15 protein-coding genes are annotated in these 20,929 nt (G+C 70.8%); 7 read left to right on the forward strand and 8 right to left on the reverse strand.

What is annotated here, in order from left to right; genetic code table 11:
• Positions 1–13 precede the first annotated feature (13 nt).
• From LO931_RS13160 to LO931_RS13175, 4 genes are all read right to left on the reverse strand, one after another.
• On the reverse strand, positions 14–2,566 hold the full coding sequence (locus LO931_RS13160; RefSeq protein WP_229054175.1) for a DUF2157 domain-containing protein: 2,553 nt from the start codon (positions 2,564–2,566) through the stop codon (positions 14–16).
• Positions 2,567–2,599: 33 nt separating this feature from the next.
• The gene (locus LO931_RS13165; protein WP_229054176.1) at positions 2,600–3,772 is read right to left on the reverse strand and encodes a class I SAM-dependent RNA methyltransferase; all 1,173 of its coding nucleotides are present in this window, start codon (positions 3,770–3,772) and stop codon (positions 2,600–2,602) included.
• A gap of 101 nt (positions 3,773–3,873) precedes the next feature.
• Positions 3,874–5,901, reverse strand: coding sequence for an APC family permease (locus LO931_RS13170; RefSeq protein WP_229054177.1), 2,028 nt, complete (start codon positions 5,899–5,901; stop codon positions 3,874–3,876).
• Between the two features lie 54 nt (positions 5,902–5,955).
• Positions 5,956–6,924 (reverse strand): aldo/keto reductase, encoded by a 969-nt coding sequence (locus LO931_RS13175; RefSeq protein WP_229054178.1) that lies wholly within the window; start codon positions 6,922–6,924, stop codon positions 5,956–5,958.
• 85 nt (positions 6,925–7,009) lie between these two features.
• Here LO931_RS13175 and secD point away from each other — a divergent pair, with 85 nt between their 5' ends.
• The gene (gene secD / locus LO931_RS13180) at positions 7,010–9,355 is read left to right on the forward strand and encodes a protein translocase subunit SecD (RefSeq protein WP_229054179.1); all 2,346 of its coding nucleotides are present in this window, start codon (positions 7,010–7,012) and stop codon (positions 9,353–9,355) included.
• 93 nt (positions 9,356–9,448) lie between these two features.
• The gene (locus tag LO931_RS13185) at positions 9,449–10,603 is read left to right on the forward strand and encodes a heparan-alpha-glucosaminide N-acetyltransferase domain-containing protein (protein ID WP_229054180.1); all 1,155 of its coding nucleotides are present in this window, start codon (positions 9,449–9,451) and stop codon (positions 10,601–10,603) included.
• 17 nt (positions 10,604–10,620) lie between these two features.
• Here the strand turns inward: LO931_RS13185 and LO931_RS13190 are convergent, their stop codons facing one another.
• From LO931_RS13190 to LO931_RS13205, 4 genes are all read right to left on the reverse strand, one after another.
• Positions 10,621–11,895: an HNH endonuclease signature motif containing protein gene (locus tag LO931_RS13190; protein WP_229054181.1), complete on the reverse strand. Its 1,275-nt coding sequence runs from the start codon at positions 11,893–11,895 to the stop codon at positions 10,621–10,623.
• A 205-nt stretch (positions 11,896–12,100) separates the two neighbouring features.
• Positions 12,101–12,610, reverse strand: coding sequence for a hypothetical protein (locus tag LO931_RS13195; protein ID WP_229054182.1), 510 nt, complete (start codon positions 12,608–12,610; stop codon positions 12,101–12,103).
• Between the two features lie 23 nt (positions 12,611–12,633).
• Positions 12,634–15,324, reverse strand: a complete 2,691-nt coding sequence (gene polA, locus LO931_RS13200) for a DNA polymerase I (protein WP_229054183.1) — start codon at positions 15,322–15,324, stop codon at positions 12,634–12,636.
• An 11-nt stretch (positions 15,325–15,335) separates the two neighbouring features.
• On the reverse strand, positions 15,336–15,923 hold the full coding sequence (locus LO931_RS13205) for a GNAT family N-acetyltransferase (RefSeq protein WP_229054184.1): 588 nt from the start codon (positions 15,921–15,923) through the stop codon (positions 15,336–15,338).
• Positions 15,924–15,979: 56 nt separating this feature from the next.
• Here LO931_RS13205 and LO931_RS13210 point away from each other — a divergent pair, with 56 nt between their 5' ends.
• The 5 genes from LO931_RS13210 (at position 15,980) to LO931_RS13230 (ending at position 20,927) form a co-directional block, all read left to right on the forward strand.
• On the forward strand, positions 15,980–16,711 hold the full coding sequence (locus tag LO931_RS13210) for a DUF554 domain-containing protein (protein WP_229054185.1): 732 nt from the start codon (positions 15,980–15,982) through the stop codon (positions 16,709–16,711).
• A gap of 171 nt (positions 16,712–16,882) precedes the next feature.
• Positions 16,883–18,211 (forward strand): branched-chain amino acid ABC transporter permease, encoded by a 1,329-nt coding sequence (locus LO931_RS13215; protein ID WP_229054186.1) that lies wholly within the window; start codon positions 16,883–16,885, stop codon positions 18,209–18,211.
• Between the two features lie 16 nt (positions 18,212–18,227).
• Positions 18,228–19,223, forward strand: a complete 996-nt coding sequence (locus LO931_RS13220) for a branched-chain amino acid ABC transporter permease (protein ID WP_229054187.1) — start codon at positions 18,228–18,230, stop codon at positions 19,221–19,223.
• The gene (locus tag LO931_RS13225; RefSeq protein WP_229054188.1) at positions 19,213–20,151 is read left to right on the forward strand and encodes an ABC transporter ATP-binding protein; all 939 of its coding nucleotides are present in this window, start codon (positions 19,213–19,215) and stop codon (positions 20,149–20,151) included. The genes LO931_RS13220 and LO931_RS13225 overlap by 11 nt, the downstream gene beginning before the upstream one ends.
• Positions 20,148–20,927: an ABC transporter ATP-binding protein gene (locus tag LO931_RS13230; RefSeq protein WP_229054189.1), complete on the forward strand. Its 780-nt coding sequence runs from the start codon at positions 20,148–20,150 to the stop codon at positions 20,925–20,927. The genes LO931_RS13225 and LO931_RS13230 overlap by 4 nt, the downstream gene beginning before the upstream one ends.
• The last annotated feature ends 2 nt before the right edge of the window (positions 20,928–20,929 follow it).

The following is a 20,929-nucleotide window of genomic DNA, read 5'->3' on the forward strand; positions in this document are numbered from 1 at the left end:
TGACGGGGTGATGTCAGCGCATTGAGCGCACGAACCGCACCGCGGCGCGTCCGTCGCGCACGCGGCTCTCCCAGGTGATGCCGCCGATCAGCAGCAGCAGGCCCGCCCCGCCGATCAGCACCCAGCGCGGCAGGGCCCATCCATAGGGCGCGAGCTCGACGAGCGCGAGCAGCAGCAGCACGCCTCCGCCGGCCACGAACGGCGCCTGCCAGCGCAGCGCGAGTCCACCCGCGAGCAGCGCAAGCGCGACGACGCCGAGGACGGCGGCCCGCAGCGACACGGGGTCAGCGAGCGCCACGAGAGTGGTCGGCAGCAGCGCGAGCGCGAGGCCTCCCCCGAGCGCCGTGAGGGTCCGGAGCGCCGGATCACGCCGCAGGGCGAGCGCACCGACGGCGAGAGCCACCGCCGCGAACGGCAGCGTGTAGGCCTCTACCGTCGTGACGTCGGACGCCGCGAGCCGCAGCACCCAGGCCAGACCGAGCAGGACGGCACCAGGGATCCGGGCCCACCGTCGGTCCGTGACCAGCAGGCCGACCGCCGTCGTCGTGACACCGGCGGCGGTGCACCACGCCGCGAGCCACGCGGCGTCGCCGAGGCCGGCACCGACCGCCAGCGTCAGGAGAGCCACGGCAGCCCCGACGCCCTCGAGTCCGACGGCCGGCGTCCACCTCACCGGAGCCTGTCGCAGCGCCGAGCCGACGACGGCCAGCACCAGGGCGACGGCCAGCACGACCGAGACGGAGGCCCGAGCCTCGAGCTCGACGTCGGGGTGTCGCACCGCCAGCAGGGTGAGCATCACGATCCAGACACCTGCCGCCAGATTCGCGACCAGAGCGAGGTCCAGGCGGGCACCGACGACCGCCCGGACCAGGAGGACCACGACGGCCACAGCCGCCACGAGCATGAACCCGTTCCACGTCGCGGCCGCGACGAGCGGCGACAGGAGGACCACCGCGAGCCCGAGCGCCTCCCAAGCGACCCCGACCCAGCGGGCGACGACCACCAGCACCAGGCCCACGACGAGCGTGAGCGTGGCGAGCAGGACGACCGGCACGCCCTGGTCGGCGAGCACCGCGGCCACCGTCACGGCGAGCACGAGCCCGGCGACGACGTCAGCGCAGCGGCGCAGCGACTCCGGCACGCCGTGTCCGCGCCCGGCGGCGAGCAGGACCCCCACGAGACCGGACCCGGTGACGACCGTGGCCCACCAGTCGAGGGTCGAGAGACGCGACGGCCGGGGCACGCCGTGGAAGAGCGAGAGGTCGCGCGGCCCCTGAGCGGCTGCGTCGAGGACCGTGCCGATCGGCGCCAGTCCGACGAACCAGGCCATCAGCACGACGACACCGAGAACACCCGTCGCCACGGCGAGCCCGAGCCCGACGGCGCTCGGACCGACCGCCGTCGGCAGACGGAGCACGGCGACCAGGACCGCCAGACCGGCGACCCACAGCAACCACGCCTGACCGTCGAGCGGGTCCACGAGCGGGAGGGCGACCAGCAGCGCGAGCAGCAGGACCCCGACGGCCACGGCCGCCTCGCGGGCGGGACGCCACGCGGCGAGCCCGGACACCACCAGGGTCACCAGGAGCAGGGGCAGACCGTGGACCTGACCGACGTAGGCGTCGAGGTCGCGGTTCGCCGCCGCCTCGGTGACGGCGGCGACCGCCATGACCACGCCGCACACGGCGGCGACCGCCCCGGAGATCCCGGCCCACACCATCTGGCGCAGGAGCAGCGCGGCGACCGCGACGGCTGCGCCGAGCAGGGTGAGCATGCCCATGAGCCAGAACAGGCGCACGTCCTGGTCGGCCAGCGCGGCACCGATCGTGGCGGTGACCGGGACGAGGGACAGTCCGGCCGCGACCTCGAGGGTCAGGACGGGGTGGTCGGCCACGCGACGCGACGCCGTGCCCACCGCCGCGGACGCGAGGCACAGCAGGACCCACCAGGGCACGGCCACCTGCCAGCCGTCGAGCCCGTCGAGGCCGAACAGGCCGAGCCCGCAGGCGGCGAACCAGTCCGCCGACAGGAACCCGGCGAACACCAGCCAGAGCGCCTCGGTCGAGCCGCGCAGGCGCCGCGCCAACGCCCAGCCACCAGCCCCGGCGACGGCCACGGTGAGCAGCGCGAGGATCGCGGCACGGCCGCCGATGCCGAGCACGCTCCAGGCGAACGAGACGAAGATGATCGCGGCGACGACCAGCAGCGTGGCGCCGAGGCCGAGGATGACCGACCCGGCGGAGAGGCCGGCCCCGGGTGCTGCGGCGGGCGTCGCAGGAGCTCCGGGGAACGGCGGGGGCAGGGTCGCGACGGGCGGGGTCGTGACAGGCGGGGTCGTGACAGGCGGGGGAACCGGCGGCGGGACCGTCGCGGAGGCAGGAGCCGGCTCCGGAGTCGCGACCTCCCGCGCGCGTGCCTGCGCGACCAGCTCGTCGATCTGCTCGAGGTGGCTCCAGATCTGCGTCACCTCGGGCGACTCGGTGTCGAACCCGCAGACGGCGCATGCGCGGCGGCCCTCGAGGAGCGCGCGACAGTCCGGGCAGCGTGCTGCGTCCGCGTACTTCATGGCAGGTCTGGTCCTCTGGTCGACGGCTCCCGGCTAGGACGCGCCGGAACCCTCGGATGTTCCCTGCGACCGAGCATCCAGCACGGCGACGCACTCCACGTGGTGCGTCATCGGGAAGAGGGCGAACGAGCGCAGCTCGCGCAGGTCGTAGCCGAGGTCCGCGAACCGGGCGAGGTCTCGCGCGAGCGACGCGGGGTCGCACGAGACGTAGACGATGCGGCGGGGCGCGAGACCCACGATGTCGCGCACGGCCTTCTTCGCTCCCGCGCGCGGCGGGTCCAGCACAACGACGTCGGCCGAGCCGATGGACCGGGTGACCCGCTCGGTCGCGCCGTTGCGGACCTCGGCCTGGGGCAGGTCGGTAAGGTTGCGTCGGGCCTCGGCCGAGGCGGTCCGGTCCCACTCGACGCTCACGACGTGCCCCTTCGTCCCCACCTGCTCGGCAGCGAACGCGGAGAACAGGCCGACGCCGGCGTAGAGGTCGGCGACCCGGTCGCCCTGTCGCAGCTCGGCGGCCGCCATGACGGCGTCGACCAACGTCTCCGCCGCCCGCGGGTGGACCTGCCAGAACCCGCCGGCAGCCACCCCGAAGTGACGGTGGTGGACGCGTTCGGTCAGCCGTCGGGGACCGTCGACGCGACGCCCGTCGGCGATCACGGCGTGCTGGTGCGTCGAGGAGACGACGGCCTCGACCCGCTCGGCCTCGAGCGGCGCACCGCTCGTGTCCGGGAGATCGGAGTGGGCGATGCGGCAGTGGTCGATCGCCACGACGTCGTGGGAGCGGTGCGCCCGCAGCCCGAGCCGGCCGTCGCCGCCGCGGGTGTACTGCATCCGGGTGCGCCAACCGAGTGCGGGCACGACCTCCTCGACCTCACCGGTCCAGTCGATCCCGGCGAGCCGCCGCAGCTGCTCCCGGACCACGTCGCCGAGCAGACGGCGTTGCGCCACGGGGTGGGCGTGCTGGAAGTCGCAGCCGCCGCAGGTCGTGGCCCAGGGACACGGCGGCGTGACCCGGTCGGGCGACGCCTCCAGCACCTCCACCGCATCCGCCCGCAGGAAGCTCGACGACTCGTCGGTGACCCGGAGCCGCACCCGCTCCCCCGGCAGCGCGTGCCGCACGAAGACGACCTGCCCGTCGAGCCGCGCGACGCAGTGGCCCCCGTGGGCGACGGGGCCCACCTCCACGATCGGCAGGTCCTCAGACATGCGCCACCACCCGGCGCCCACTCGCGAGCGGAGCGAGCCATCGAGCACCGTGGGCGACGGGGCCCCCCTCCACGATCGGCAGGGCCACGATCGGCAGCAACTCAGGCACGGGGATCCCGGTCGGTCTCGCGTCCCTGCACCTCGACGCCGCGGCGGACGTCACCGGCCAGCGGGCGCTCCGAGCGCAGGCGGGCGAGTCCGGCCGAGCTGAGCTGGAACGGCACGCTGGTCACCATGACGCCCGGCACGAACAGCAGGCGACCCTTGAGCCGCAGGGCGGTCTGGTTGTGCAACAGCTGTTCCCACCAGCGGCCGACGACGTACTCGGGCACGTAGACCGTGACGACGTCGCGGGGCGAGGCACGGCGACGCTCCTTGACGTACCGCACGACGGGGCGCACGAGCTCGCGGTAGGGCGAGTCGAGCACGACGAGCGGCACGTCGATGCCACGCCGCTGCCACTCGTCCTGCAGGGCGATGATCTCGTCGGCGTCGTAGGAGACCGTGACGGCCTCGAGCGAGCTCGGGCGGGAGACCTTGGCGTAGGCGAGGGCGCGCATCGTCGGCTTGTGCAGCTTGGAGACGAGCACGATGCCGTGCACGCGCGACGGCAGCGTGACGTCGGCGTCGTCGATCTCGAGCTCGTCGGCGACCGCGTCGTAGTGCCGGCGCACGCCGCGCATCAGCACGAACAGCACGACCATGGCGACGATCGCGATCCAGGCGCCCGCCAGGAACTTGGTGATCAGCACGATGACGAGCACCGTCGCGGTCATCGCCAGGCCGAAGCCGTTGACCGCGCGGGAGAACCGCATGCGCTTGCGCTCGGCCGGATCGGTCTCGGTCGTGAGCAGACGGTTCCAGTGGCGGATCATGCCGAGCTGACTCAGGTTGAAGGAGACGAAGACGCCCACGATGTAGAGCTGGATGAGCTTCGTGACCTCCGCGTCGAAGGCGATGATCAGCGCGACGGCGGCGAGGGCCAGCAGCACGATCCCGTTGCTGTAGGCGAGGCGGTCGCCGCGGTGGTCGAGCTGGCGCGGGAGCCAGCGGTCGCGAGCCAGGATCGAGCCCAGCACCGGGAAGCCGTTGAACGCCGTGTTCGCGGCGAGCACCAGGATCAGGCCCGTGCAGGCGATCGTGAAGTAGAACAGGATCGACTCGCCGTAGAGGGCGCCGGCCAGCTGGGCGATGACGGTGTGCTGCTCGAAGTCCTCACCGACCGGCTTCCCGTCGATCATGAGCTGCGCGGCCGGGTCCTCGACGTAGCGCAGGTGCATGAGGTCGGCGAGCACGATGATGCTCATCAGCATCGTGACGGCGATCGTCCCGAGCAGGAGCAGCGTCGTGGCGGCGTTGCGGGACTTCGGCCGCCGGAACGCGGGGACGCCGTTGCTGATCGCCTCGACACCGGTCAGGGCCGCACACCCCGAGGAGAACGCCCGCGCGAGCAGGAACACCATCGCGAGTCCCGTGCACGAGTCGTAGGGCGACTCCCCCATGACCTCGTACTCGGCGCTCTCGGCCAGCGGGAGGTCACCCGTCAGGTAGCGCACATAGCCCCAGCCGGCCATGCCGAGGATCGCCAGCATGAACGCGTAGGTCGGGATCGCGAAGGCCGTGCCCGACTCCTTGGTGCCGCGCAGGTTGATCGCCATCAGCAGCAGCACCAGCGCGGAGGCGGCCAGCACCTCGTGGCCGCGCAGCCACGGGAGTGCCGAGGTCGCGTTCTGGACGCCGGACGAGATCGACACCGCGACCGTGAGCACGTAGTCCACGAGCAGGGCACTGGCCACCGTCAACCCGGCCTTCGGGCCGAGGTTGACCGTCGCGACCTCGTAGTCGCCACCACCGCTCGGGTACGCGTGGACGTTCTGCCGGTAGCTCGCCACCACCGTGAGCATCACGACGACGACGCAGAGCGCGATCTGCCAGTTGTAGGCGTACGCCGAGAGCCCGCCCATCGACAGGACGAGGAAGATCTCGTCGGGCGCATAGGCGACCGACGAGAGCGCGTCGCTCGCGAAGACCGGGAGCGCTATCCGCTTCGGGAGCAGGGTCTCCCCGAGCTGGGTGCTGCGCAGCTTGCGCCCCACGACGGCACGCTTGGCGACTCGGAGGATGCCCACGCGGCGATCGTAGACCCGCCGGGACCCGACGACCGGCCACCGCCGGTCGGCGGGTCAGGTGGCGAACGTCGTGTGCGTCTGCGCGGGGGTGCCGATCTCGGCGAGGGCCTCGAGGTCCTGCGGCGTGGGGGTCCACGCAGCGGCTGCCACATTGGCGGCGACCTGCTCGGGTCGCGACACCCCGGCGATGACCGAGGCGACGGCCGGCTGGGCCGCCAGTCCGCCCATCGCCAGGGTCAGGAGGTCGATCCCCCGCTCGTCGGCGAACGCCTGCAGCGCGTCGATCCGTGCCCAGTCGGCACCCTCGAGGCGACGCGCCTGACCCTGCGCGGCCAGGCGTGTGCCCTCCGGCGCGGCCTCGCCCTGGCGGTACTTGCCGGTCAGCAGCCCGTATGCGAGCGGGAAGTAGGGCAGCAGTCCTACGTCGTAGGCGACGCAGGCGGGTGCCAGCTCCACCTCGGCGGCGCGGTTGTAGAGGGAGTACTCGTTCTGGGCCGTCGCGAAGGGCGTGTGACCGGCCGTGGTGGCGCGCCAGTGGGCGTCGGCGACCTCCCAGGCTGCGAAGTTGGAGCTGCCGATCGCCCGCACCAGGCCCTCCTGCACGAGCTCGTCGAGGGCGCCGAGGGTGTCCTCCAACGGCGTCTGACGATCGGGCGTGTGGAGCTGGTACAGATCGACGTGGTCAGTACCCAGCCGTCGCAGGCTCGCCTCGATCGCCGTGCGCACGTAGGCGGGCGACCCGCGACGACCGCCGTCGTCGCCGTTGAGGCCTTCCAGGTCCATGCCGAACTTCGTCGCGATGACGACCTCGTCGCGGCGGCCCTTGAGCGCGGCGCCGAGGAGCTCCTCGCTGGCCCCGAACGAGTACACGTCGGCCGTGTCGAAGAACGTGACGCCGGCGTCGAGCGCCGCGTCCACCACCGCGCGAGTGCCGTCGGCGTCGACACGCGCCCCGAAGGCGTTGCTGCCGATGCCCACCGCCGAGACCGTGATGCCGCTGTGACCGAGCTGCTGAGTCGCCATGCCTCGAGGCTACGGGCGAACGTTATGCTCGGGCCACCGGCCTTGCGTCGGTCACCTCTTCTTCCCGACCGACGAAAGCCGATCGATGACCAAGCGCGCGCCCTTCTGGCGAGCCGTCGTGGCCCTGGCGGTCATCGCCGGTGCCTTCGCCCTCACCTACACCCAGTCCGCCAAGCTCGGCCTCGACCTCCGGGGCGGCACGCAGATCGTGCTCGAGACGCAGGACTCCGAGCGGGTCGAGGCCGACGCCGAGGCGACCGACCGTGCGCTCGAGGTGCTGCGCGGCCGTGTCGACGCGCTGGGCGTCTCCGAGCCGTCCATCACGCGCTCGGGCGAGAACCGGATCATCGTCGAGCTCCCGGGCCTGCAGGACCCGGACGAGGCGGCCGAGGTCATCGGCAGCACGGCTCAGCTGACGTTCCACCAGGTGCTCGGCGAGGCCGACCCGGCCGCCGTGCCCGTCGAGGGCCAGACGGTCCTCGACGACGAGCAGGGCATCCCGCTCAACCTCGGACCGGCGGCGCTCGACGGCGACGGCGTCTCGGACGCCAACGCGCTGCTCGACAGCCAGTCGAACCGGTGGACCGTCGCGGTCGACTTCTCCGGCGACGGCCAGAGCGGCTGGCAGTCGCTCGTGCAGCAGGCCTGCTCGATCGGTCCCGGCGTCGGCCGCATCGCGATCGTCCTGGACGACCGCATCATCTCCTCGCCGACCGTGCAGTCGGACCTCTGCGCCTCCGGCGGCGGCAACCAGACCTCGATCACGGGTCAGTTCAACTCCGAGTCGGCGCAGGAGCTGTCGGCGCTGATCAAGGGCGGCGCGCTCCCCGTGCCGGTCGAGCTGATCGAGCAGCGCACGATCGGCGCGACGCTGGGCGAGGCCGCGATCGACGCCTCGATCGAGGCCGCCATCATCGGCATCGCGCTGACGGGCCTGTTCATCATCTTCGTCTACCGCCTGATGGGTCTGCTGGCGACGATCGCGCTGACGTCGTACGCCGTGATCTCGTTCGGCCTGCTCGTCGGCATCGGCGCCACGCTGACGCTGCCGGGCCTCGCCGGCTTCGTGCTGGCCATCGGACTGGCGATCGACGCGAACGTGCTGACCTTCGAACGAGCGCGGGAGGAGTACGCCGAGCGCGACGAGAAGGACCGCAGCCTGCCGAAGGCGGTCACGACCGGCTTCACCAAGGCCTGGTCGGCGATCATCGACTCCAACGTCACGACCCTCATCGCCGCCGGACTGCTCTTCCTGCTGGCCAGCGGTCCCGTCAAGGGATTCGGCGTCACCCTGGCGATCGGCACGATCGCGTCGATGATCTCGGCGCTCGTCATCGCCCGCGTGCTGGCCGAGTGGGCCGCGAACCGCAAGGTCGTGCAGAAGCGCGCCGCCATCAGCGGCATCGCCTCGACCGGCTTCGTGCGTCGTCGCCTGGACGAGCGTCCTCCGCAGCTCATCAAGCGCAGCGGCACCTGGCTGCTCGTGACGGCTGCCGTCGCGATCATCTCGATCGGCGGCATCGTCGTGCGCGGCCTGGACCTGGGCGTCGAGTTCACGGGCGGCCGCCTCCTGGAGTACTCCACGACCGAGGCCGTCGACATCGACGACGCCCGCGAGGCCGTCTCGGACGCCGGCTTCCCCCGCGCCGTGGTGCAGGAGTCCTCCAGCGACGGCGTCAGCGAGAACGTGACGGTGCGCGTCGAGAAGATCTCGAACGCCGAGGCCGACCAGATCACGGCCGCGATCGACGACCTGGGCGCCGGCGCCCAGATCGAGCGCGACGAGCAGGTCACCGCCAGCCTCGGCACCGAGCTGCGCAACAAGGCGCTGATCGCCTTCGCGATCGCGATCGCCGTGCAGATGATCTACCTGGCCTGGCGCTTCCGCTGGACGTTCGCGATTGCCGCGCAGATCTCGATGGTCTCGGTCGTCCTGGCCGTCGTCGGCATCTTCGCCTGGTGGGGCAAGCCCGTCGACGGGGTGTTCCTGGCGGCCGTGCTGTCGATCATCGGACTGGCCGTCAACGACACGATCGTCGTGTTCGACCGCATCCGAGAACATCGCTTCGCGAACCGCGCCGGGAACCTGCGCGACGTCGTCAACGCGGCGATCGTGCAGACGCTCCCCCGCACGGTGAACACCGGCCTCGGTGCGATGTTCATCCTCGCCGCGCTCGCCGTGCTCGGTGGCGACTCGCTCACCGACTTCGCGATCGCCCTCCTCCTCGGCCTGTCGATCGGCATCCTGTCGACCGTGTTCACCGCCTCCGCGCTCGCCGTGGTGCTCGAGGAGCGCTGGCCCGACAACCCGGACGAGAAGGAGAAGAAGGTCACCGACCCGTACGCGCACATCGAGGACGGCAAGGCCTCCACCGGCAACCCCTACGGCGCCGGCGGTCCGGGTCCGGACGGCAGCGGCGCGGTCCTCTGACCGACGATGGTCGCCCAGCCACCTGCACCGGAGGCACCCACCGCACCGGCACGACGATCGCGGTGGGCGACCTTCGGGCGTCCGCCGCGGCTCATGGGCATCGACGTGGCCCGTGGGCTGGCCGTGGTGGGCATGATCGGTGCGCACACCGGTTCCCTGCCCGAGCTGCTCTGGCGCGACCCGAGCACGTGGGGGTCGCTGGTCTACGGACGGTCGGCGATCCTGTTCGCCCTGCTCGCCGGCGTCTCGGTCGCCCTGGCGAGCGGAGGCACGACCCGTCCGACCGGTGAGGCGTTGCGCAGCGCGCGGCTGCGGATGGCGGGGCGCGCCCTGGTCGTGCTCGCCATCGGACTCGTCCTGGAGTCCCTCGGCACGGAGATCGCGGTCATCCTGTCGGTCTACGGCGTGCTGTTCCTGATCATTATCCCGTTCCTGGGGCTGCGTCGACGCACCCTGCTCGTCCTCGCCGCCGCGGTGGCCGTGCTCGGCCCCGTCACCGCCGCCACCGTCCAGGCCCTGGCCCTCGGTCGGTCCGGCCCCGCCGCGAACTTCCTGCTGCAGGGCACCTATCCGCTGACCGTGTGGATCCCACTCATGCTGACCGGGCTGGCCCTCGGCCGGCAGGGGCTCAGCACGGCGCGTACCGCCGGCCGCCTCCTCGCGGCCGGCCTCCTGCTCGCCGCCCTGGGCTACGGGCTCGGTAACGTCGTGAACACGGCGATCGACGGCCTGCCCGAGGGGGTGTCCGTCAGCGACTCCTCGGCCACCGGCTTCGAGTACGACTACGACGCCGAGATCGTGCCGGGTGAGGGCGGGAACTACGTGCAGCGGCTGCAGGACGTCGGCGGGCTCCCGAACGTTCCCCAGGCCGCCCTCGCCGTCACGCCGCACTCCGGCGGCACCTTCGAGATCATCGGCTCCGGTGGCTTCGCTCTCGCGGTGCTGGGACTGTGCCTCCTGCTGGCGCGACCGCTGCGCTGGGTGCTGCTGCCTGTCGCTGCCCTCGGTTCGATGCCGCTGACGGCGTACTCCACCCACGTCGTGTCGATCGCCGTGATCGTCTGGCCGATCGGACTGGCGCCGACCGCCTTCGGGTGGCCCCCGTCCTTCGACGGCAACGGGCTCTGGGCGTCCTCGGTCGTCGTGCTGACGGCGGCGTGCACCGCGTGGGCGCTGACGCTCGGGCGCGGTCCGGCGGAGCGACTCACCGCCTGGGGGGCGCGCCGCGTCAACGGTGAGCGGGACTGAGAGGTCGGCAGCTACCGTCAGGTGCGGAGTGGTGCCTGATGTTCTCGGGCCTGCTGCGCGTTTCTGCGGATGGTGCGGAGTCGTTCGCGGGTGGTGCGTCTGAGGGTGAGGTCGATGGGTCGGCCGTCGCGGGTGGTCATGGTGAACCGACCGCCACCGTGGGCTTCGACCTTCAGCAGCCCCTGATGCACCAGCACATGGCAGCACTCGCAGTAGCCGACGAGCTCGTCGATGTTGGTCTTGCCGCCCTGGGACCACCAGTTCACGTGGTGAATCTCCAGGTGCGTGTTCGTGCAACCAGGCGCGGCACACTGGCCGGCCTGCTTGGCGATGACCGCCTTGCGCTGGGCGGGGGTGGCGAGGCGGATCGTGTCGCCGACGTTGAGGATCTGCGCCTGCTCCACATCTCCGCAGGAGGTGAGGATCGGCGTGCTCTCACCGGTGCAGGTGATGTAGGACAGCAGCTTGGGTCCGATGGGGCCGAAGCCTTGAAGCTCGGCCGACTCGCCACCACTCGCGGCGGTCGTGGTCATCGCGTCGTGGAGAGTGTCGACCGGCACGATGACACTGACCTGGGGTCGGATCCCCTTGCTGGTCGGCAGACCCGATTCGAGGATCGCCGTCATGGTCCGGTCGAGGGCAGCCACGCGTCGTTCGGCCGAGCTGCGGTCGTCGTTGGCGGTTGTGGGGATGGAGAACGAGTCGAGCACGGCCTTGAACTTCGCGCCCGTCAGCGTGTTGAGGAAGCCCGTCACGTGCCACCCGTCCGGAACGGGTGAGAGCTGGAAGTCTTCTTTGGCCATGCCCTTGATCCACGCCTCGTCCAGCTCGTCGGGATAGACGGCCTCGCGAAGCTTGCGGACCACACGCCGCAGCTCGACCGGCTCATTCGTGCGAGCCACATCCAGCAACCACGGCTGCGCGTTCACGATGATGTCGGGGCTGATGTGCTTCATCCCGAACGTGAAGAGCTTGACGTGCTCGAGACGGATCTGGCCGGCGGTCGCGGCCTCCGCGACCAGCGGCAGGTCACGCATCGTCGCATCGGCGGCGATGAGCGACTTGGTCTGTTTCGCATCAAGACGGAGATGGAGCCGGGACCAGGCGGTGATCGTGGAGGACCCGTCGAGCTCGAACTCGGCCGTGCGGTCCATCTCGGCCAAGTGGTGCGCCTTCGCCGCATCCAACGCGTCCTGCGCGACCTGGATCGCCCGCAACGCGGTGCGGTGGTCACCAGAGCTCAGGGCGTGCGCGGCTTCACGAAGCGCCTGCACCGTGACCGCTGAACTCATGCTCCGATTCTACTCGAACAGACGTTCGAACACAAGAGTCGGATCGCCATAATTCGCTGCGGTTCCAGTCCGAACGGACGGTTAAGGTCGACCCTTCGCCCCTCGAGGCTCGCTCGGTCCTCGCTCGCACAACAGTGCCCGGGGTCGCCGCTTCGTCCATGCCGCTTGTCCCGCAGGTGCTGCTGAGCCGAACTAACCCTCCCCCTCAGTCGCGGGGGTCGAGCTCGTCGAGGTCGAACTGTGACAGGACCGGTTCGAAGAGGTCCTCGAGCTCGTCGGCGAGATCGTCGCTGTTCTCGCTGCAGCCGTACACCTCGGTGCTGCTGGTCGAGCCGTCGTCACGCTCGACCTCGACCGTCAGGGTCGATCCGCCGGTGCAGCCGTCGTCACCGGCCTCCGACGGCAGCGAGCCGGCGCCGTCGACCAGGTCGGCCCAGACCTCGTCGGTGACGGTGACGGTGGCCGTGCCGGCGGGCTCCTCGGAGCCGTCGACCGTGCCGTACGTGCCGACCCGGATCGTCGCCTCCTCGGCGGTGATCTCGACGACGTACTCCTGGTGGAACTGCGGAGGGGTCGACGGGCCGATGACGGTGTACTGGATCGAGTCGACCGATGCCGTGTCGACGTCCTCGTCCGAGTCGTCTCCGCAGCCCGACACGCTCGCCAGGACGAGTCCGACGATGCCGGCCGCGGTCGAGGCCCTGGTCCAGGTCATGGCGGCCAGGCTAGCGGTGGCGGTCAGTGAGCGGCGTCGTGCCAGGTGCGGCCGGTGCCCACCGAGACGTCGAGCGGCACCGAGAGATCGGCTGCCGCGCCCATCTGCTCGCGCACGAGCTTCTCGACCGTCTCGCGCTCCCCCGGCGCCACGTCGAGCACCAGCTCGTCGTGCACCTGGAGCAGCAGCCGAGACCTGAGGTCCTGCTCGCGGAGGCCACGCTGGACTCCGAGCATCGCGACCTTGATGAGATCGGCCGCCGAGCCCTGGATGGGCGCGTTGAGCGCCATGCGCTCGGCGATCTCGCGGCGCTGCCGGTTGTCGCTCTGCAGATCGGGCAGGTAGCGGCGACGACCGAGCATGGTGGCCGTGTAGCCGGTCTGACGCGCCTCGTCGACGACGCCGAACAGGTAGTCGCGCACGCCGCCGAAGGTCGCGAAGTAGTCGTCCATGAGCACCTGCGCCTCGCCCGGCTTGATGCCGAGCTGCTGGCCGAGGCCGAAGGAGGACAACCCGTAGGCCAGGCCGTAGTTCATGGCCTTGATGCGGGCCCGCAGACCACCGTCGATGTCGTCAGGCTCGCGGTCGAAGACCTTCGCCGCCATGACGGTGTGGAAGTCGCGCCCCGACTTGAACGCCTCGATGAGCTCGGCGTCCTCGGACAGGTGCGCCATGATGCGCATCTCGATCTGGCTGTAGTCGGCCGTCAACAACGTCTCGAAGCCGTCGCCCACGCAGAAGGCCTCGCGGATGCGGCGTCCCGACTCGGTGCGGATCGGGATGTTCTGCAGGTTGGGGTCGAACGAGCTGAGGCGGCCCGTCGCGGCGATCGTCTGGGCGAACGTCGTGTGGATGCGGCCGTCGGCCTGCACGGTCTTCTGCAGCCCCTCGACGGTCTGCCGGAGCCGGGTCACGTCGCGGTGCGCGAGCAGGTGCGCCAGGAACGGGTGCTCCGACTTCACGAACAGCGACTGCAACGCATCGGCGTCGGTCGTGTAGCCGGTCTTGGTCTTCTTGGTCTTGGGCAGGCCGAGCTGGTCGAACAGCACCTCCTGCAGCTGCTTCGGTGACCCGAGGTTGACCTCGCGACCGATCGCGTCGAAGGCCTGCTGGGCCGCCTCGGTCATGCGGGTCGTGAACTCGGCGTGGAGCGCGTCGAGGTGGTCGGTGTCGATCGCGATGCCGACGTCCTCCATCGCGAGCAGGACGTCGACGAGCGGCAGCTCGAGACCCTGCAGCAGCGGCAGCGCCTCCGCGGACTCCAGGTCGGGCTCGAGCTCGGCCCACAGGTCGAGCGCGGCCCGCGCCCGCTGCACCGCCGTCTGGTCGGTCTCGTCCTCGAAGGTGAGCTGTCCCGAGGAGTCGACGTCGACGAGCTCGCGCTTGAGGTAGCGCATCGTCAGGTCCGCCAGGTCGTACGCCCGCTGGTCGGGGCGCAGCAGGTACGTGGCGATGGCTGTGTCGGCCGTGAGGCCTGCGACGGACCACCCCTGGGCCGCGAGGGCGTGCAGCTGCCCCTTGGCGTCGTGCAGCACCTTCGGGCGCGCGGCGTCGGCGAGCCAGGCGGCGATGGCGGCGTCGTCGGCCGGGTCGAGCTCGGCGGCATCGACCCACAGGGCGTGGCCGTCGGCCGTGGCGACCGCGAGCGAGTCGACCCGCGCGCCGACCGTCGAGGTGACGCCCACGACCTCCAGCCCGACCGGGTCCGACGTGTGCGCGTCGAGCCAGGCGGCGACCTGGCCCGGGCCGGGCTCGGCCAGCTCGATGTCGACCGCGGCGCTGGCGGCGGTCTCCTCGGTGGTGGCCCCGCCGCCCAGGTAGGAGAAGAGACGCTCGCGCAGGGCGGCGAACTCGAGGGCGTCGAAGACCCGGTGGATCGCCTCGCGGTCCCACTCGGTGCTGAAGGCGAGCTCGGCGGGCTCGACGCCCAGGTCGAGGTCGCGGACGAGCGCGTTGATGCGGCGGTTGCGCAGCACGTCGTCGAGGTGGTCGCGCAGCGACTGGCCGGCCTTGCCGGGGATGTCGGCCACCTGGTCGACGATCTCGCCGAGCGAGCCGTAGGTGGAGAGCCACTTCGCCGCCGTCTTGGGTCCGACGCCGGGGACGCCGGGCAGGTTGTCGCTCGTCTCGCCCACCATCGCGGCGATGTCGGGGTACTGCTCGGGGACGACGCCGTACTTCTCCTCGACCGCGGCCGGGGTCATGCGCGCGAGGTCGGAGACACCACGCTTGGGGTAGAGCACCGTCGTGCGCTCGGTGACGAGCTGCAGGGCGTCGCGGTCGCCGGTGCAGATCAGGACGTCCATGCCGGCGCGCTCGGCCTGCAGGCTGAGCGTGCCGATGATGTCGTCGGCCTCGAAGCCCTCCTTCTCGAAGGTGCGGATGCCGAGGGCGTCGAGCACCTCCTTGATGAGGGGCACCTGGCTCTTGAACTCGTCGGGCGACTTCGCGCGGTTGGCCTTGTACTCGGCGTACTCCGTGGTGCGGAAGGTCTGCCGGGAGATGTCGAACGCGACCGCGACGTGCGTGGGCTGCTCGTCACGCAGCACGTTGATGAGCATCGACGTGAAGCCGAACACCGCGTTGGTGTGCTGCCCCGTCGTGGTCGCGAAGTTCTCGACGGGCAGGGCGAAGAACGCACGGTAGGCCACCGAGTGGCCGTCGATCAGCAGCAGTCGGTCCACGGCGACCACCCTACGGCGCGCCACGGACATCCCGCGCGGGGTCAGGTCGTGCGGCCCTCACGGCGGCGCATCGACCGTCGGACCGCCAGCATCCGACCGGCCGGCGAGGCCGTCGCCATCGAGGCGACCTTGGCCCGCAGGGCCGGCGCGGTGATGGCGCGGACCGACGCGACGGGGCTGAACCCGACCTTGGCCAGGTAGCGGGCGGGCTCGCGGGCCGCCCCCGGGATGATCGCCAGGTAGATCTCGCAGGCGTTCTCCTCGCCGTGCTCGGCGACGCGGAGCAACAGCTGCCAGGCGATGCCGTGCCGTCGCTGGTCAGGATCGACCACGAGGTCGGTCACGACCAGCGCCCGCGTGAGCGTGACCGGGGTGATCGTCGAGATCGTCGCCGCGGCGGCGCCCACCACGACGTCCTCGTGCAGCGCGACCCAGACGGTGCGGTGCTGGTGCTCGATCTGGAAGGCGAGCGCCTCCGTGGCCTCGTCGAGGTCGGGCTCGTGCCACAGCGCTGCGTGCGCAGCCCCCGCCTCTCCGCCCTCGTCGGCGGCGTGCTGCCACAGGCGCACGAGCTCGGCGGCGTCGTCCAGGGTGGCCTCGCGGACCGTGAGGGGGAAGCGCGGTCGCATGGGTGCCAGACTACGCCGAGTCGTCGTCCGCTCGTACCCGCTTTCCGGAGGTGCCCGTGCCCATCGGTGTCGGCACCCTGACCAACGTCCTGACCATCGTGATCGGGTCGGGGATCGGTCTGCTGGTCGGTCAGCGCCTCCCCGAGAGGGTGCGCACGACGGTCACCGCGGCGCTCGGGCTGGTCACGCTGCTCCTCGCCGCCCAGGCGGCGGTCGCGGTGAGCGACGTGTCGCTCGAACGGGCCATCGGCTCGCAGGCTCCCGTGCTCATCGTGCTCGGGTCGCTCGCGATCGGCGGGATCATCGGCTCTCTCGTGCGCCTCGAGGACCGGGTGGCCGACCTCGGCGGATGGTTGCGGCGCCGCCTCGGCGCGGAGGGCGACGACCGGTTCGTCACCGGATTCGTGACGGCGTCCCTGGTGTTCTGCGTCGGGCCGCTCACGATCCTCGGATCCCTCAACGAGGGGCTCGGGCGCGGGGCGGACGAGCTCCTCGTCAAGTCGGTCCTCGACGGGTTCGCCTCGCTCGCGTTCGCCGCCTCCCTCGGGATCGGCGTCATGGCGTCCGCCCTGAGCGTCGGGGTGATCCAGGGTCTGCTGACGGTCACCGGGCTGCTCCTCGGCGACGTCGTGCCCGAGGCCCAGCTCGCAGCCCTGACCGCGGTCGGCGGCCTGATCCTGGTCGGCGTGGGCTTGCGGCTGCTGGACCTCGCGCGGTTCCCGGTGGCCGACCTGCTGCCGGCGCTGGTCGTCGCTCCACTGCTGGTCTCGGCCGTCGCCGCGTTCTGAGGCGCGCGCACCACTTCGCGCCTGATGTCGAGCCGGGTAACGGCGACGCACGGGAACGCAACCGAACTGTTACCTGACGGGTTGCTCGACCCGCCCCCGGCGGCCCCCGCGGCGGTTAAGGTTGCTGACGTTCGCCGCGACCCTGCGGTGTCGATGCGACAGGAGTCCCGTGTGCGTTGGAGACTGACGTTGGCCGCCCTCGTGTGGGTAGGCCTGGCGATGATCCTGCCGGGCGCGGCACTCGCCGACACCGCCGACCCGACGCCCGCACCCACCGCCTCGACCGGCACCGCGCAGGCACCTCCGGACGGCAGCTACTTCGACGTCACGCTCGTCGACCGCACCGACGGCGGTGACGGCGAGCCCGTCGCCGACGTGACCCTCGAGGTCCGCGACGACGCCGACGAGCTCATCAGCGAGGGCGTCACCGACGAGGACGGTCGGGTGTACCTCCCGATCCCCGGCGGCGGCCTCTACACCGTCGTGCTCGACGAGGACACGCTGCCGGACGGTGTAGAGCTCGACGGCTCCCCCGAGCTCGAGAAGTCGGTCATCCTCGACGGCCGCCAGGCGCTCCTCTTCCCGATCGGCACGCAGGAGGTAGAGTCCACACCGCTGGCCGACCGCGTGCTCCAGGCCCTGGCCAACGGCACCAAGGAGGGCCTGATCATCGCCCTCGCCGGCCTCGGTCTCTCCCTCATCTTCGGCACGACGGGCCTGACGAACTTCGCCCACGGCGAGTACGTCACGTTCGGCGCGATCGCCACCTTCTTCCTCAACACGTCGCTGAGCATCCCCGTGATACCGGCGGTGGTCGCCGCGGTGGTGACGGGTGGCCTGTTCGGCTACCTCAGTGACAGAGCCCTCTGGCGACCACTTCGGCGCAAGGGTGTCGGCATCATCGCGATGATGATCGTCTCGATCGGCCTGTCGCTGTTCCTGCGCAGCGTCTACCAGTACCTGATCGGGTCGCAGAACCGCCCGCTCTCGGACTACGTGGTCCAGAAGCGCATCGACCTGGGGCTCTTCGCCCTGACGCCCAAGGCGATCTCGATCATCGTGATCTGCCTCGTGGTCATCACGGTCGTCTGCGTCATCCTGATGAAGACCCGCATGGGCAAGGCCACGCGCGCCGTCGCCGACAACCCCGCCCTCGCCTCGGCGACCGGCATCAACGTCGACGGCGTGATCCGCAACGTCTGGATCCTCGGCGCGACGCTCACGGCCCTCGCCGGCGCGCTGCTCGCGATCGACCGCCAGGTCAGCTACTCGATGGGCTTCAACCTGCTGCTGCTGATCTTCGCGGGCGTCACGCTCGGCGGCCTCGGCACGATCTGGGGAGCCCTCATCGGCTCGCTGGTGATCGGCTACGTCGTCGAGCTGCTGCCGCTGCTGGGCGTGCCCGCCGACCTCAAGTTCGCCGGCGCACTGGTCATCCTGATCATCATCTTGTTGGTACGGCCACAGGGCATCCTGGGCCGCGCGGAACGTATCGGCTGAGGCGGAGAAGACACCCATGGACTTCATGCTCATCCTGCGCGACTCGCTCTCGGCCGCCGTCGGACCCGCGGCGATCGTCTACGCACTCGCGGCGATCGGTCTCAACGTGCACTTCGGCTACGCCGGACTGCTCAACTTCGGCCAGGCCGGCTTCATGCTCGTCGGCGCGTACGGCCTCGCGGTCAGCGCGGTCGTCTACGACGTGCCCTTCGTCCTGGCGCTGGTCATCGGCATCCTGGCCTCGGTGGTCCTCGCCGTGATCCTGGGCGTGCCGACGCTCCGACTACGAGCCGACTACCTCGCCATCGCGACCATCGCGACGGCCGAGGTCATCCGGTTCATCGTCAACTCCCCCAGCAACGCGGACGTCACCCGCGGCTCGCAGGGCATCGCGGGCTTCGCCAAGCCGTTCCACGACCTCAACCCGTACGGCGGCGGCCTCGACATCGGCATCGTCCGGCTGAGCCGCTCCGACCTCTGGTCGGCCACGGTCGGCTGGGTGCTGGTCGCGATCTGCTGCCTCATCGTCTACCTGCTGATGCGCAGCCCGTGGGGCCGCGTGCTCCGCTCGATCCGTGAGGACGAGGAGGCCGTGCGCTCGCTCGGCAAGAACGTCTTCGCCTACAAGATGCAGGCCCTCATCCTGGGTGGCGTCTTCGGTGGTCTCGCCGGCATCTTCCTGGCCCTGCGCCAGGCGTCGACGATCCCGTCGGACTTCGGCACCCACGTCACGTTCTACGCCTACACCGCTCTGCTGATCGGTGGCGCGGCCCGCGTCCTCGGTCCCGTCGTCGGCGCGATGATCTTCTGGTTCCTGCTGAACGGGCTGGGCACGTTCTTCGGCCAGCTGACCTCCGGTGCGGACCCGATCCTCCCGGAGGGGCTGATGGACCAGTCGCAGGCCTCGCTCGTGCGCTTCATCGTCGTCGGACTCGGACTCATGCTGCTGTTGATCTTCCGACCCCAGGGGATCTTCGGCGACCGGAAGGAGCTGGCCATCGATGCCCGCTGACACCGCACCCACCGCCAACGCCACCGGCCGCGCCGGCCTCACGGGGCTCGCCCCCGAGCCGGGTGTGCCGAAGCCCGACCCGATCGTGTCGGGCAGCTCGATCACCCGCCAGTTCGGCGGCCTCAAGGCCGTCGACGTCGAGCACCTGGAGATCCAGCGCGGCGTGATCACCGCCTTGATCGGCCCGAACGGCGCCGGCAAGACGACACTCTTCAACCTGCTGACGGGATTCGACAAGCCCGACACCGGCGAGTGGAGCTTCAACGGCAAGTCCCTGCAGGGCGTCGCGGCCTACAAGGTCGCGCGAGCCGGCATGGTCCGCACGTTCCAGCTGACCAAGGTGCTCTCGCGCCTGACCGTCATCGAGAACATGCGGCTCGGTGCGGGCGGACAGCGCGGCGAGAGCATGTGGGCCGCACCGTTCCGTGCCCTGTGGCGCTCCGAGGAGCAGACCAACACCGAGCGCGCCGACGACCTGCTGGCCCGGTTCAAGCTCGACGCCAAGCGTGAGGACTTCGCCGGCTCGCTCTCGGGCGGTCAGCGCAAGCTCCTGGAGATGGCGCGCTCGCTCATGAGCGACCCCGAGCTGATCATGCTCGACGAGCCGATGGCCGGCGTGAACCCCGCGCTCAAGCAGTCGCTGCTGGGTCACGTGAAGTCGCTGCGCGACGAGGGCCGCACGGTCCTGTTCGTCGAGCACGACATGGACATGGTGCGTGACATCTCCGACTGGGTCATCGTGATGGCCCAGGGCGTCATCGTCGCCGAGGGCACGCCCGACCAGGTCATGGCCGACCCGCGCGTCATCGACGCGTACCTCGGCGCCCACCACGACACCGACCTGAGCGAGATCGACGAGCAGGCCCTCGCGGCCGAGGTCGCCGAGGAGATCGAGACTGCGCAGACCGAGGGAGAGGCCAAGGAATGACGGACGCATCGACCTCCCCGGAGCGGGAGAAGCACCTGCGTGACGCCGAGGGCGCCGTGCTGCGCGCCGACGACGTCACGGGCGGCTACCTGCCCGGGATCGACATCCTCAACGGTGCCGACCTGTACTGCCAGCCCGGCGAGCTCGTCGGCATCATCGGCCCCAACGGCGCCGGCAAGTCGACCCTGCTCAAGGCCCTGTTCGGTCTCGTCCAGGTGCGCAGCGGAGCCATCACCCTCAAGGGCGACGACATCATCGGCCAGCGCGCCGACCAGCTCGTCTCCAAGGGCATCGGCTTCGTGCCGCAGACGAACAACGTGTTCCCGAGCCTGACGATCGAGGAGAACCTCGCGATGGGCTGCTACCAGGAGCCCAAGCTGTTCGGCGACCGGTTCGACTTCGTGACCGGCATCTTCCCGACGCTGGGCGAACGTCGCAAGCAGCGTGCCGGTGGGCTGTCGGGTGGTGAGCGCCAGATGGTCGCGATGGGCCGCGCGCTCATGATGAACCCTTCCGTCCTGCTGCTCGACGAGCCCTCGGCGGGCCTCTCCCCCGTCATGCAGGACGAGGTCTTCGTCCAGACGCGTGACATCAACGCCGCGGGCGTCTCGATCGTCATGGTCGAGCAGAACGCCCGTCGCTGTCTGCAGATCTGCGACCGCGGCTACGTCCTCGATCACGGCACGACCGCCTACTCCGGCACCGGCCGCGAGCTCGCGAACGATCCCAAGGTCATCGAGCTGTACCTCGGCACGCTGGGCCAGAAGTCGGCCTAGTC

The organism is Aeromicrobium sp. Leaf350, from assembly GCF_916858655.1.
Taxonomy (GTDB): Bacteria; Actinomycetota; Actinomycetes; order Propionibacteriales; family Nocardioidaceae; genus Aeromicrobium.

What these genes read in the sequence shown, in the direction of transcription:
- LO931_RS13230 (WP_229054189.1), top strand. Translation starts at nt 20,148, where the DNA reads ATGACGGACGCATCGACCTCCCCGGAGCGGGAGAAGCACCTGCGTGAC.
- LO931_RS13220 (WP_229054187.1), top strand. Translation starts at nt 18,228, where the DNA reads ATGGACTTCATGCTCATCCTGCGCGACTCGCTCTCGGCCGCCGTCGGA.
- LO931_RS13225 (WP_229054188.1), top strand. Translation starts at nt 19,213, where the DNA reads ATGCCCGCTGACACCGCACCCACCGCCAACGCCACCGGCCGCGCCGGC.
- LO931_RS13185 (WP_229054180.1), top strand. Translation starts at nt 9,449, where the DNA reads ATGGGCATCGACGTGGCCCGTGGGCTGGCCGTGGTGGGCATGATCGGT.
- LO931_RS13205 (WP_229054184.1), bottom strand. Translation starts at nt 15,923, where the DNA reads ATGCGACCGCGCTTCCCCCTCACGGTCCGCGAGGCCACCCTGGACGAC.
- secD (WP_229054179.1), top strand. Translation starts at nt 7,010, where the DNA reads ATGACCAAGCGCGCGCCCTTCTGGCGAGCCGTCGTGGCCCTGGCGGTC.
- LO931_RS13165 (WP_229054176.1), bottom strand. Translation starts at nt 3,772, where the DNA reads ATGTCTGAGGACCTGCCGATCGTGGAGGTGGGCCCCGTCGCCCACGGG.
- LO931_RS13175 (WP_229054178.1), bottom strand. Translation starts at nt 6,924, where the DNA reads ATGGCGACTCAGCAGCTCGGTCACAGCGGCATCACGGTCTCGGCGGTG.
- LO931_RS13195 (WP_229054182.1), bottom strand. Translation starts at nt 12,610, where the DNA reads ATGACCTGGACCAGGGCCTCGACCGCGGCCGGCATCGTCGGACTCGTC.
- polA (WP_229054183.1), bottom strand. Translation starts at nt 15,324, where the DNA reads ATGTCCGTGGCGCGCCGTAGGGTGGTCGCCGTGGACCGACTGCTGCTG.
- LO931_RS13190 (WP_229054181.1), bottom strand. Translation starts at nt 11,895, where the DNA reads ATGAGTTCAGCGGTCACGGTGCAGGCGCTTCGTGAAGCCGCGCACGCC.
- LO931_RS13160 (WP_229054175.1), bottom strand. Translation starts at nt 2,566, where the DNA reads ATGAAGTACGCGGACGCAGCACGCTGCCCGGACTGTCGCGCGCTCCTC.